Annotated in this window: 11 protein-coding genes; 5 read left to right on the top strand and 6 right to left on the bottom strand. The window is 59.2% G+C overall.

Annotated elements, in window-relative coordinates:
• Positions 1-223: 223 nt before the first annotated feature.
• Complete coding sequence (glpK, locus tag AC13DJ_RS11795) at positions 224-1,705, top strand: glycerol kinase GlpK (protein ID WP_482933059.1); 1,482 nt, start codon at positions 224-226, stop codon at positions 1,703-1,705.
• 11 nt (positions 1,706-1,716) lie between these two features.
• On the opposite strand, the gene AC13DJ_RS11790 is transcribed toward glpK, so the two are convergent.
• Positions 1,717-2,790: an ABC transporter ATP-binding protein gene (locus AC13DJ_RS11790; RefSeq protein WP_474540947.1), complete on the bottom strand. Its 1,074-nt coding sequence runs from the start codon at positions 2,788-2,790 to the stop codon at positions 1,717-1,719.
• 3 nt (positions 2,791-2,793) lie between these two features.
• Entirely contained in the window at positions 2,794-3,708 is a 915-nt protein-coding gene (gene argF / locus AC13DJ_RS11785) for an ornithine carbamoyltransferase (RefSeq protein WP_474540948.1), read from the bottom strand.
• Positions 3,709-3,915: 207 nt separating this feature from the next.
• On the opposite strand from argF, the gene grxD reads away from it, so the two are divergent.
• The gene (grxD, locus tag AC13DJ_RS11780; RefSeq protein WP_036219402.1) at positions 3,916-4,242 is read left to right on the top strand and encodes a Grx4 family monothiol glutaredoxin; all 327 of its coding nucleotides are present in this window, start codon (positions 3,916-3,918) and stop codon (positions 4,240-4,242) included.
• A gap of 9 nt (positions 4,243-4,251) precedes the next feature.
• Here the strand turns inward: grxD and AC13DJ_RS11775 are convergent, their stop codons facing one another.
• The 4 genes from AC13DJ_RS11775 to AC13DJ_RS11760 form a co-directional block, all read right to left on the bottom strand.
• Complete coding sequence (locus AC13DJ_RS11775) at positions 4,252-5,010, bottom strand: TonB family protein (RefSeq protein WP_482933058.1); 759 nt, start codon at positions 5,008-5,010, stop codon at positions 4,252-4,254.
• A gap of 5 nt (positions 5,011-5,015) precedes the next feature.
• Positions 5,016-7,217: a DUF1631 domain-containing protein gene (locus AC13DJ_RS11770; protein ID WP_474540950.1), complete on the bottom strand. Its 2,202-nt coding sequence runs from the start codon at positions 7,215-7,217 to the stop codon at positions 5,016-5,018.
• Between the two features lie 127 nt (positions 7,218-7,344).
• Positions 7,345-8,625, bottom strand: a complete 1,281-nt coding sequence (locus tag AC13DJ_RS11765) for an HlyC/CorC family transporter (RefSeq protein WP_232900770.1) — start codon at positions 8,623-8,625, stop codon at positions 7,345-7,347.
• Between the two features lie 75 nt (positions 8,626-8,700).
• A complete protein-coding gene (locus AC13DJ_RS11760) occupies positions 8,701-9,507 on the bottom strand; it encodes a cytochrome C assembly family protein (protein WP_474540951.1) in 807 nt (268 codons plus the stop codon).
• A 159-nt stretch (positions 9,508-9,666) separates the two neighbouring features.
• On the opposite strand from AC13DJ_RS11760, the gene ffh reads away from it, so the two are divergent.
• The 3 genes from ffh (at position 9,667) to rimM (ending at position 12,013) form a co-directional block, all read left to right on the top strand.
• Positions 9,667-11,052 (top strand): signal recognition particle protein, encoded by a 1,386-nt coding sequence (gene ffh / locus AC13DJ_RS11755; protein ID WP_094624665.1) that lies wholly within the window; start codon positions 9,667-9,669, stop codon positions 11,050-11,052.
• A 164-nt stretch (positions 11,053-11,216) separates the two neighbouring features.
• Complete coding sequence (rpsP, locus tag AC13DJ_RS11750) at positions 11,217-11,456, top strand: 30S ribosomal protein S16 (protein WP_058340306.1); 240 nt, start codon at positions 11,217-11,219, stop codon at positions 11,454-11,456.
• Positions 11,457-11,485: 29 nt separating this feature from the next.
• On the top strand, positions 11,486-12,013 hold the full coding sequence (gene rimM / locus AC13DJ_RS11745; RefSeq protein ID WP_022988901.1) for a ribosome maturation factor RimM: 528 nt from the start codon (positions 11,486-11,488) through the stop codon (positions 12,011-12,013).
• The last annotated feature ends 3 nt before the right edge of the window (positions 12,014-12,016 follow it).

The raw sequence follows: 12,016 nt of genomic DNA, 5'->3' as shown, positions 1-12,016 counted from the left end.
AGGTCTTCGACCGCCTGTCTCTGGTAAGCTTGCTGGATACGATGACACGGTTTCAGAGTCAATCATGAACCGCCGTGGTACGGAACCGTATGCCCGGTGGTGTGAGAGGACGGGGGAGGCAACTCCCCCTCCTACTCGATGCTTCCGGGTTTTGTCCCTTGTATCTGTTCCCCTCCACACAGCCCCGGCTGGTAGAATCTCCTGAAAACAACAGGAGAGTTAGATGTCCCGTTATCTCTTAGCCATTGATCAGGGCACCACCAGTTCCAGAGCGATTGTCTTTAACGAAACCGGTAACCAGGTTGCCGTGGCCCAGCAGGAATTCCATCAATACTTTCCGAAAGATGGCTGGGTAGAACACGATGCCCGGGAAATCTGGGACAGCACGCTGACGGTTTGCCGCGGGGCGCTGGACAAAGCAGGCCTGCAGGCGTCAGACCTGGCGGGAATCGGCATTACCAATCAGCGGGAAACTACCATCATCTGGGACCGGGTGACCGGAGAGCCGATCCATCACGCCATTGTCTGGCAGGACCGGCGCACAGCCTCTTTATGCACCAAGTTGCGGACCGACGGCTACGAATCGCTGGTGGTGGACCGCACCGGATTGCTGATAGACCCTTACTTCTCTGCCACCAAGATTGCCTGGTTGCTGGACAACGTGGAAGGTGCCCGGCAAAAGGCAGAGGCAGGCGAGCTGGCGTTCGGTACGGTCGACAGCTGGCTTTTATGGAACCTGACCCGGGGCGAAGCCCACCGCACAGATGCCACCAATGCTTCCCGAACGGCCCTGTTCAATATCCACACCCAGGATTGGGATGACGAGCTCCTGAAGCTGTTCCGGGTGCCTGCTGCGTTGATGCCCGAAGTGCTCGACAGCGCGGATGACTATGGCCAGACCGCCGAGGAATGGCTGGGGGCAGCGGTACCGGTTGCCGGCATTGCCGGTGACCAGCATGCCGCCCTGATTGGCCAGGCCTGTTTTGAACCCGGCATGGCCAAGAGCACCTATGGCACTGGCTGCTTTCTGATGCTCAATACCGGTGACAAGGCCCTGCGCTCGGAAAACCGCCTGCTGACCACCATGGCATACCGGCTCAACGGCAAGCCCTGCTACGCCATTGAAGGCAGTATCTTTGTGGCCGGTGCTGCCATGCAGTGGTTGCGGGACGGTTTACAGCTGATTGCCCATGCCAGCGAATCTACCAGCCACGCCGAGGCTGTGGGCGCCGACAACGCGGTGTACCTGGTGCCAGCCTTCACCGGGCTGGGCGCGCCCCATTGGGATCCGAATGCCCGCGGCGCCATTCTGGGTCTGACCCGGGATACCGGCATTGCAGAAATCGTGACCGCCGGCCTGCAATCGGTCTGTTACCAGACCAAGGATCTTGTGCGGGCTATCCGTAACGACGGTGCCCGGCTGGAGTCCTTGCGGGTGGACGGTGGCATGGCGGTGAACGACTGGGTTATGCAGTTCCTGGCCGACATCCTGAATGTACCGGTAGACCGGCCCAGGGTGACCGAAACCACGGCACTGGGGGCGGCCTACCTGGCCGGATTACAAACCGGTGTGTTCGAGAACCTGGAGCAGATTACCGGAATGTGGGAATGCGAGCGCCAGTTCCGGCCGGATATGAAACCGGCTTTGAGGGAATCCCTCTACGCCGGCTGGCTGGATGCTGTGGAGCGGGTGTGTAATAACTGAGCGCGACCGACTCAGGCGGTGCGCTCGAAAGCGATCAGGTGGTCGGCCTCGACCCGCACCGGCACCTGCTCGCCAATGTGGAAATCCAGGTGGCTGCGGAACAGAGCTTCAAATTCGGAGTCTTCCGAGCACCGGAAACGGTACAGGGTAGAGGTGCCGGCAAAGGTCTTTTCCACCACTTTGGGCTTGAGGTCGGAGTGTTCATCGTAAACGATGTCGTCGGGCCGGATCAGCACGTCTACCAGGGTTCCCTCTTGCCACTTGTAGGCACGGTTACCATGAATAATGCCCAGCTCGGATTCGATGATATCCGGCCCCAGGGCCTTGCCGGGGATGAAGCCGCCCTGGCCGACAAAGCTGGCCACAAAGCGGTTGGAGGGTTCATGGTACAGGTTGTAGGGCACGTCCCACTGCTGGATCTGTCCGCTTTGCAGCACGGCAATCTGGTCACACATGGCAAAGGCTTCCTGCTGGTCGTGGGTGACCAGGATGGCGCTGATGCCCAGTGTTTTCAGGATTTCCCGCACGTCCAGGCTCAGCCTGCGGCGCAGGTCGGTGTCCAGGTTGGAGAACGGCTCGTCCAGCAGGATCAGGGTAGGTTCCGGAGCCAGGGCCCGGGCCAGGGCCACCCGCTGCTGCTGGCCGCCTGACAACTGGTGCGGGTAGCTGTCGGCCAGGTCCTGCAGGTGCACCAGGTTCAAAAGTTCCATGACCTTCTGGCGGCGTTCGGGCTTTTTCAGGTCTTTCAGGCCAAAGCCGACGTTATCGGCAATGGTCAGGTGCGGGAACAGGGCATAGTCCTGGAAGACCATGCCGATCTTGCGCTTTTCCGGCGCCAGCGTGCGGTCGGGCAGGCTGATGGCCTGGCCCTGCAGCTGGATCTCGCCATGGCTGATGGGCAGAAAACCGGCCAGGGCCCGGAGAATGGTGCTTTTGCCGCAACCACTGGGGCCAAGCAGGCAACCGATATCGCCGTGGCTGAGGGCAAAGCTGACGTCCCGCACCACGGAATCGCCGCCGTAACCACAGGACAGGTTGTTCACTTCCAGTAACCAGCCGGAAGCCGGTGCCGGTGTATTGACCATGGATCAGTCCAGACGGTTCAGAATGAGGAATTCGAGCAGGGCTTTCTGGGCATGCAGGCGGTTTTCGGCCTCGTCCCATACCACAGAGCCGGGATGCTCCATCATGTCGGCGGAAATCTCTTCACCCCGGTGGGCCGGCAGGCAGTGCATGAACAGCGCATCCTTGTTGGCCAGGCTCATCAGTGCAGGGTTGATCTGGTAATCCCGGAATGCCCGCTCCCGGGCCTTCTGTTCGTCTTCCTGGCCCATGGAGGCCCAGACGTCGGTTACCAGCAGGTCGGCACCGGTGGCCGCTTCGCCCGGTGTGCGGTATACCGTCACCCGGTCGGCGTGGTCGGCCAGCAGTTTCGCATCCGGCTCGTAGCCTTCAGGGCAGGCTACGTTCAGGTGGAAATCAAACTGTGCTGCCGCGTTGATGTAGGAGTGGCACATATTGTTGCCATCGCCAATCCAGGCCGCGGTGGCACCCTTGATGCTGCCCCGGTGTTCCCGGTAGGTCTGCATGTCGGCCAGCAACTGGCAGGGGTGGAAATCGTCTGTCAGTGCATTGATGACCGGCTTGCTGGAGGCAGCGGAAAAACGCTCTACGGTTTCATGAGCGAATGTACGTATCATCACCGCATCCACCATGCTGGAGATCACGATGGCAGAGTCTTCGATCGGCTCGCCACGGCCCAGCTGTGTATCACGGGGTGACAGGAACATGGCAGAACCGCCCAGCTGGGCCATGCCCGCTTCGAAAGACACCCGGGTACGGGTGGATGATTTTTCGAAGATCATCGCCAGGACTTTGTTTTTAAGGGAATCTCTGACGTTGCCCGCACGCCAGTCCCGGCGCAGGCGGGAGGCATGGTCCAGCAGGTCTTCAAGTTCGCTGGTGGACATGTCATTCAGTGTCAGGAAATGTCTTACTGCCATGGAAGGCCCCTTCAAGGAAACTCCGGAACGGATTGGTTCTGAAAAGGGCATCAAGTCTAGCCCTTCGCAACCGCTATGACAACGCTGCCCGGCAGGGCTTGCTCCGGATCAACCGGAGCCGCTTGGTGTGCGCTCCGGCAGGTGTGTACAATAGCCAACCAGAGCCGGAATGCGGCGCCCCCTATTTTCAATCAGAGGTGTATGTTCATGGACATCAATGAAACCATTAAAAGCCAGCTGGAAGAGAACCCGGTCATTCTGTACATGAAGGGTACTCCCCAGGCTCCGCAGTGTGGCTTTTCTTCCCGTACCGTCCAGGCCCTGATGGCGTGTGGCGAGCGTTTTGCGTTTGTAAATATCCTGGACAACCAGGAACTGCGTGAAGCCCTGAAAATCTACTCCAGCTGGCCGACCTACCCGCAGCTGTACATCAATGGCGAACTGCTCGGTGGCTGCGATATCGTCCTGGAGATGGCCGAAAGCGGTGAGCTGGCCAAGGTTGTTAAAGATGCGGTAAAGCAGGCCGAAGCCTGATCTGACCCTTCAGGTCCGTTTCGGGGTGAACACCAGTTTTACCTCGAAACGGTCCGATTCCTCTCCTTTCGGCTCCGGATAGGGGCTGGCGGCCAGCGCGGCCCGATAGGCGGCCTCGTCTATTCTTTGTATCCCCGTTGATCTGATTACCCGGGCCCGGGTCAGGGCACCGTTGGGCAGTAATGTCAGCTCAAGTTCCATACTTACCTGTTCCCCAAGCTGGGAGATTGCGGGTACCCGCTGCTGGTCCAGTTGTTCGGCCAGGTGGGTGGCCAGCAAAATCAGGTAGGGATCGCGCTCAGCGGGGGAGTCGGTGATCCGGGCAATGGTGTCGGCAGACTCCGGCTCGCCGGTGCGCGGGGCTGACTCGGTGGTTGGTGTACTGGCCGGTGCTGGCGCCGGTTCCGGGCTTGGTGTGGACTCGGGTGTTGGTTCGGGAGGTTCCGGGGCCGGCTCTGGCTCCGGTTTCGGCTTCGGCGCTGGCCTGGAAGGCGCGGTAGTGGTGACGGCTTCGGGTGTGGTCGGTACTTCGAACTCGGGGTGCCGCGGCGGCTGGGCTGAGGAGCTAGCCGGGGTACTGGCCCGGGTGCCCTCAGAGGGTGCGCTGGCCAGACGGAAAACAACGCGGTGGCTGACCTCGCGGACTTCCTGCAAGGGGGCAGGAAGTCCGGCAAGCAACATGGTGTGTGCCATAAAGGCCAGGGAGAGTGCCAGGGCCAGCCGGTAATGTGCCGGAATTGCCGGGGCGGGTGGTGCTTTCTCCGGCATTACGATCAGGCGGTCTTGGAGCGCAGGCTGCCAACCATTGCGTTAAGCGCGCGATCGATGAGGGCACCCTGTTCCAGCAGTGTCAGCCGGCCTCTGCGCATTTCATGTGCCAGCTCTACCCGGGTTTTCTCGATCACCTTCAGGCCCATGCGGTTCACGAACACAAAGCAGTCGGCTTCATCAATGATGGCGGACAGTTTGCAGCGGAAGCTGGTGCCGTTCACCAGGCTGAACTCTACCCAGTGGCCGATTTCCAGCTTGTCGAGCTGGGTAACGAACTCGGCGATGGCTGCGTCGTCCAGATCCTGCTGGTACTCGGCCTTGGAGTGCAGTGACACGGTGTCTTCCTGCACCGGTTCCGGTTCCTTGCGGGCCTTGATGGACGAGTTGGTGCGGAAGGCATCTGCCAGTTCGTGCTTGAGCTGGCCCATCATCTGGTCGAGCCGGTTGGCGTTGTAAGACACTTCTTCGAGCCCGGCGCGCAGGGTTTTCAGCAGGCCAGGTACAACCCGTACCCACTGGTCGCGCTCTTCGTCTTCTTCGTGGGGATGCAGGCACCAGATCAGGTCGTCGACCACCTTGGCGGTTTCCTGCCAGCGGTGCTCGGCATCGTCCCGCAGGTAGGCCAGGAACATTACCCGGCTCCAGCCGTGTACCAGGATGTCGTGTGCGGATTCCGGCAGGTCGTAGCGGGCAACCTTTTCCTTCAGCAGGCGGTCGACCGCTTCCTGGGCTTTCTGGGATTTGATGCGGCCGCGTTCGGATTCCCGGGTACGCTGCTCAACCAGTGAGGCTTTGCGGTTTTCCCGCTCCAGAAACTGCTCGAACTCCTGGTTCAGGGTTTCAAACAGGCTGATGTCGCCATCGAACTCGTTGAGGATACACTGCACCACGGTGTGGATCTGGTCGTACAGCTTGTCGCGGCTTTTCTCGTCGCTGCTGCTCCAGCCGATACCGGCGCGGGCCAGGGAGTTCAGGAGCTTGCGGGCCGGATGGTTGGCCTTGCTGAAGAAGCTCTTGTCCTTGATGACGACTTTCAGGATCGGGATCTGCAGGCGGCTGATCAGCACCTGCACCGGCGACGACAGGTTGTAGTCGTCCAGAATGAATTCGAACAGCATGGACACCAGGTTGATGAGATCTTCATCCACCTCGCTCAGGGCGGCGGTTTTCTCGCCCTGGGCAGCATTTCGGGTAATCAGGCCCTGAATAACCTGGCGCAGGTCTACCGACACCGGTTCGCCACTGCTGAGATCACCGGACTCCGGCCACATCTGCTGTGCCGGCAGGGCGCCGAGCAGGTTCATCAGTTCCTGGCCACCGATCACCCGCACTGATGGATCGGCACGGCGGGTCGGCATGCCCGAGTTGGCCCTTTGCTGGGCGAGCATTTGACGGATCTGCTCAAACAGTGCGGAATCTTCTGCGCTGGGCTGGTAGCTGCTTTGTTGTTCCGGCGTGGCACCCGACGGTTCCCCGGCCTTGGTGGTCGCGGCTTTCTGCTGGCCGGTTTTGCCGTGGTAGCGGAAATTGGGAATGATGCCCGCCTGAATCAGGATGCGGTTGGCTTCATCCAGCAGCATGCCCAGGTTGGAGACCACGTAACGGTCAAATTGCTTGAGCACAATCAACCGTTCACGAATCTGGATTTCCAGGGTCTGGATGGCTTCGACAAAGGCGCTGCAAAGGTGTTCCGGAGCCATGGGGTTAACCGGGGCAGTTTCGCTGGCGTCCGGATAGACTTCGGTAAACCTGGCCTGAAGCTGTAGCAAGGGGCCTTGAAAGTGTGCCTTGGCCTTGCTGACCATGGCGTTCAGTGCCACCTGTTCTTCCAGGTCGTCGTCACCCACAAGGGACAGGCTGTCGGCATTTGTTGGCCGGGAAGCCTCTTCGGTGCGGACTTGACCGGTTACCGGGGGTGTCGCAAAGAACCGGGCAACGGCATTCTGGAAGTGGCGTTCGACGCCTTTACGCTTGATACGGATTTCCCGCATCGCCTCGAAGTAACGGTTTTGTTCATTGTTACTTCTGGAATTGTTTGCCAGCTCGAACAGGGAGTCGTCGACAGCATCGAACGCTCCCTGCAGTAAATCACCCAGCCCCGCGACAACGGTGTCACGGATACGGGCGACCTCCGGTGGAACCGGGCGGGTACTTGCCGCTTCCCTGTGTTCACGAAGGTAATGTATGCCGGACTGCTTTTTCATGGCCGACTCCTGTTTACGCCTTTAACCGGATACATGACCGAGCTGGATTCTTGCCTGTTCTGATTTTGGTTAAATTTAGCGCATTTTACGCCGGAATGACATGATTAATCATCATTCCGGGTTCCGGTTATGAGCCGGTGCCGCGCTTCTTCTTTTTTCGCGGGTGGACGATCGCGGCCTTCACCACGTTGTCCTTGATTTGCAGGACCTCCACCCGGTGGCCGTCTACTTTCAGGCAGACGTTGGTGTCCGGGATGTTCTCGAGGGTTTCAGTGATCAGGCCGTTGAGGGTTTTTGGGCCGTCGGTGGGCAGTTTCCAGCCCAGGGTCTTGTTGATCGACCGGACGGCGGCGCTGCCATCGATGATAAAGGTGCCGTTGTCCTGGGGAATGATGTCCATGGAGGTGGCTGCGAAGTCGGTGGTGAATTCTCCGACGATTTCCTCGAGGATGTCTTCCAGTGTGGCCAGCCCCAGTACATCTCCGTACTCGTCCACGACGATACCGAACCGGCGCCGGCCCTTCTGGAAATTCAGCAGCTGGGTGTTCAGCGGCGTACTTTCCGGGATGAAGTAGGGCTCGGCGCACAGTTGCAGGACCATGTCTTTGTCGATGTCGTCTTGCTGCAGCAGGCGAGCGACGCTGCGCAGGTGCAGAATGCCCTGGATGTTGTTGATGTCGCCGCTGAACACCGGAAGCCGGGTGTGCTGGCTGGTCTTGAGTTGCCGAAGGATGACATCGGTGTCGTCTTCCAGGTCGACACCGACCACTTCATTCCGGGGCACCATGATGTCGTTCACGGTGACGTTGTCCAGGTCCAGGATGCTCACCAGCATGTCTTTGTGCTTGGCAGGAATCAGGGCGCCCGCTTCATTCACCACGGTACGCAGTTCTTCCCGGCTCAGGTGATCCTCCGAAGCCTGGGCTGATGACACTCCGAGCAGTCGCAGGATTATGCCGGTAAACAGGTTGACGGCCCATACCAGCGGGTAAAGGATTTTCAGCAGCGGCCCCAGTACGTGGCTGGCCGGAAAGGCTATTTTCTCCGGGAACAGGGCCGCCAGGGTTTTCGGCGTGACCTCGGCGAAGATCAGGATAACGATGGTCAGCAGAACGGTGGCAATAGCGATGCCCGCATCGCCCCACACGCGAATGGCAATTACCGTGGCAATGGATGAGGCGAAGATGTTGACGAAGTTGTTGCCGATCAGGATAACGCCGATCAGCTGGTCGGTCCGGTTCAGCAGGTTCTGCGCCCGGCGTGCGCCCTTGTGTCCGCTTTTTACCATGTGTTTCAGGCGATAGCGGTTCAGGGACATCATCCCGGTTTCGGAGCTGGAAAAGAAGCCGGACAGAATGATCAGGCCGACGAGGAGGATGAACAGCGCCGTGAGCGATGTTTCGTTCAAAAGAGGAGCCCTTACGTTGACGACAAGTTGCGAAAATAGGGGGTGTGAAGCGCCGGTGTCAAGCGGTTTGCGGGATTACAGGCCCCGCTGAAACAGTACTTCCAGCACGAATTTGCTGCCGTAAAAGGCCATCATCAGCAGGGCGCAGCCGGCCAGGGTCCAGCGGCTTGCAGTCATGCCGCGCCAGCCCTTGGTGTAGCGGCCCACCAGCAGGCCGACAAATACGGCCAGGGAGAGCATGGAAAACAGGGTTTTGTGGGCCAGGTCCTGGGCAAACAGGTCTTCAATAAACATGGCGCCGGTAATAATGGCGAGGGTCAGCAGGACTACGCCCGCCCAGACCAGTTCGAACAATACCGATTCCATGGTTTGCAGTGGCGGCAGGTTGCGCACCAGCAGGCTGTGGTAGTTCTGCTTCAGCTGGCGGTTCTGGAAGTACAGCAGGGCGGCCTGGATGGCGGCCAGGGTAAACAGGCTGTATGCGGTGATCGAAAGGGCGATGTGGGACAGCATGCCATAGCTTTCATCCGGCACCAGTCGTGACGGCGTATGGGTGATCAGCGCCATGACTATGGTGGCTGCCGCCAGCGGGTAAGCGCCCAGGAACAGGCTGCCAACCGGCTTGGAGAGATTCAGGCCCAGGAGCAGGAAAACGATCAGCCAGGCAATCAGTACCGAGCTTTTGAAGAAGCTGAAATCGAAGCCGCCATCCAGGTGGACCGTCTGGGCAATGAGCAGGCCGTGGCCTATCAGTGCAAGTACGCCAATCAGGGTGGTCAGTGCCAGGTTGCTTTGCACCTTGCCACGAAAATGGAGGGCCTGCAGGGCAGTGCCGACGCTGTACAGGAAAAGTGCGGTAACCGCGAGGATCAGCGTTCCCATGACGTCCTTTATGTTTGCCTTTTAACGTGAAAGCGGCGTGGAGTTGTTCAGAGGCTCCGTAGTCTGGGTATAATGTCGCGATTATGCAACAGGAATCAAGCGGCCGGCGCCGGCTTCTTGATTTGTGTGAACAATTTCTCCGGGGTACGGAAGAGCAACATGTTTGAGAATCTCCAGGACCGGCTATCCGGCAGCTTGCGCAAGATCTCTGGTCAGGCGCGCCTTACCGAAGACAATATCAAGGAAACCTTGCGTGAAGTGCGCATGGCCCTGCTGGAGGCAGACGTTGCGCTGCCGGTGGTCAAGGCGTTTATCGAAGGGGTGCGCGAGCGGGCCATCGGCCAGGAAGTGCAGCGCAGCCTGACGCCGGGCCAGGTATTTGTGAAAGTCGTCCAGCAAGAGCTGGAGCGGGTGATGGGCGAGGGCAACGAGTCCCTTAACCTGTCTACCCGGCCGCCTGCCGTCATTATGATGGCGGGTCTGCAGGGTGCTGGTAAAACCACCACCGTGGCCAAGCTGTCTCGCTTCCTTAAAGAGCGGCACAAGAAATCCGTGCTGGTGGTCAGTGCCGATATCTACCGCCCGGCGGCCATTCGTCAGCTGGAAACCCTGGCGGGTGAAGTGGGTGTCGAGTTTTTCCCCAGCACCACCGACCAGGACCCGGTCGACATCGCCAACGGCGCCATCGAAGCGGCGCGCCGCAAGCACATTGATGTGGTGATTCTGGATACCGCGGGCCGCCTGCACGTTGATGAAGGCATGATGGGTGAGATTGGCCGCCTGCATAAGGCGGTGAATCCGGTGGAAACCCTGTTCGTGGTCGATTCCATGACCGGTCAGGACGCCGCCAACACTGCCAAGGCCTTTAACGATGCGTTGCCGCTCACCGGTGTGGTGCTTACCAAGACCGATGGTGATGCCCGCGGTGGTGCGGCCTTGTCTGTTCGCCACATTACCGGCAAGCCGATCAAATTCCTGGGTGTGGGCGAGAAGTCCGATGCCCTGGAGCCTTTCTATCCGGATCGGGTAGCTTCCCGCATCCTGGGTATGGGTGATGTGCTCTCCCTTATAGAGGAAGCAGAGCGCAAGCTGGACAAGAAGAAGGCCGAGAAGCTCACCAAGAAAATCAAAAAAGGTAAGGGCTTTGATCTGGAGGACTTCCGGGACCAGCTTCAGCAGATGAAGAGTATGGGTGGTATCGGCGGCCTGCTGGACAAGCTGCCGGGCATGGGCCAGATGGCCCAGATGGCGCAGCAGCAGGTCAATGACAAGTCTGTAGGCCAGATGGAGGCGATCATCTGCTCCATGACGCCGAAAGAGCGCCGTTACCCGGATGTGATCAATAATTCCCGCAAGCGGCGCATTGCAGCCGGTTCGGGTACGCAGATCCAGGATGTGAACCGTCTGCTCAAGCAGCATAAGCAGATGTCGAAGATGATGAAGAAATTTGGCAAAAAAGGCGGAATGGCCAACATGATGCGCGGTCTTGGTGGTATGATGCCGCCCGGCGGCGGTGGTGGTATGCCCCCGTTTGGCCGTATGTAAAAAGCCTTACATATAAAATGGGGAAACCACGCGTTTCCCTGTTTTCATTGGCGCGTTTTTGGCATAGAATAGCGCCCCTTTCGAGTATGGGTCTTCTCGTCAGCCGTTCTCGGCATGACGTGAATCGTACAAAGTTCGTACAACAGAACAGGATATTGGTCGAAATGGTAACAATCCGTTTGGCTCGTGGCGGCTCCAAGAAGCGCCCGTTCTACCATCTGACAGTCACTGACAGCCGTAACTCCCGTGACGGCCGTTTCATTGAGCGTGTTGGTTTCTTCAACCCGGTTGCCCGCGGTCAGGAAGAGCGTCTGCGCGTTGACCGTGATCGCGTTGAGTTCTGGCTGGGCCAGGGTGCTCAAACCAGCGATCGCGTTGCCCAGCTGCTCAAGACTGCTGAGTAATTGCAATCTGATACCGGGGTTTGACAGGCATGGCACAGCATCCACAGGAAACTGTGATCGGCCGGATCACCTCGGTGTTCGGGGTCAAGGGTTGGCTTAAGGTCTTCTCTTATACAGATCCCAAAGAAGGAATACTGAACTACCGCGACTGGACCCTGGTTCTGGACGGCAAGCGTATTCCTGCAAAGCTTGAGGAGGGTCGCCGCCAAGGGCAGGGGATCGTCGTCAGGCTTAAAGGTATTGATGATCGTGAGCTGGCCCGCAGTTATGGCGGTGCCGAGATCCGGGTTCCGACCGAGTTGCTGCCGGAGCTTCCCGAAGGGGAGTTCTACTGGCATCAGCTGGAAGGCCTGGAAGTGTTCACGGTTGACGGTGAGTGTCTGGGTAAGGTGCATCACCTGCTGGAAACAGGCTCCAACGATGTCCTGGTGGTGCACGCGACAGCGGGCTCCATTGACCAGCGCGAACGGCTCATTCCCTATCTGCCGGATCAGGTAGTTCAGGGGGTGGATCTTGAAAGCTCGCGCATGGTGGTGGACTGGGATCCGGAGTTCTGACGG

Source organism: Marinobacter sp. L-46, from assembly GCF_056859535.1.
The sequence above is the reverse complement of the archived record's forward strand: the minus strand, read 5'-3'. Positions and strand labels throughout refer to the sequence as shown.

Excerpts from the sequence above, each read along its gene's own strand:
- glpK (WP_482933059.1), top strand. The coding sequence starts at position 224 with ATGTCCCGTTATCTCTTAGCCATTGATCAGGGCACCACCAGTTCCAGA.
- AC13DJ_RS11790 (WP_474540947.1), bottom strand. The coding sequence starts at position 2,790 with ATGGTCAATACACCGGCACCGGCTTCCGGCTGGTTACTGGAAGTGAAC.
- argF (WP_474540948.1), bottom strand. The coding sequence starts at position 3,708 with ATGGCAGTAAGACATTTCCTGACACTGAATGACATGTCCACCAGCGAA.
- grxD (WP_036219402.1), top strand. The coding sequence starts at position 3,916 with ATGGACATCAATGAAACCATTAAAAGCCAGCTGGAAGAGAACCCGGTC.
- AC13DJ_RS11775 (WP_482933058.1), bottom strand. The coding sequence starts at position 5,010 with ATGCCGGAGAAAGCACCACCCGCCCCGGCAATTCCGGCACATTACCGG.
- AC13DJ_RS11770 (WP_474540950.1), bottom strand. The coding sequence starts at position 7,217 with ATGAAAAAGCAGTCCGGCATACATTACCTTCGTGAACACAGGGAAGCG.
- AC13DJ_RS11760 (WP_474540951.1), bottom strand. The coding sequence starts at position 9,507 with ATGGGAACGCTGATCCTCGCGGTTACCGCACTTTTCCTGTACAGCGTC.
- ffh (WP_094624665.1), top strand. The coding sequence starts at position 9,667 with ATGTTTGAGAATCTCCAGGACCGGCTATCCGGCAGCTTGCGCAAGATC.
- rpsP (WP_058340306.1), top strand. The coding sequence starts at position 11,217 with ATGGTAACAATCCGTTTGGCTCGTGGCGGCTCCAAGAAGCGCCCGTTC.
- rimM (WP_022988901.1), top strand. The coding sequence starts at position 11,486 with ATGGCACAGCATCCACAGGAAACTGTGATCGGCCGGATCACCTCGGTG.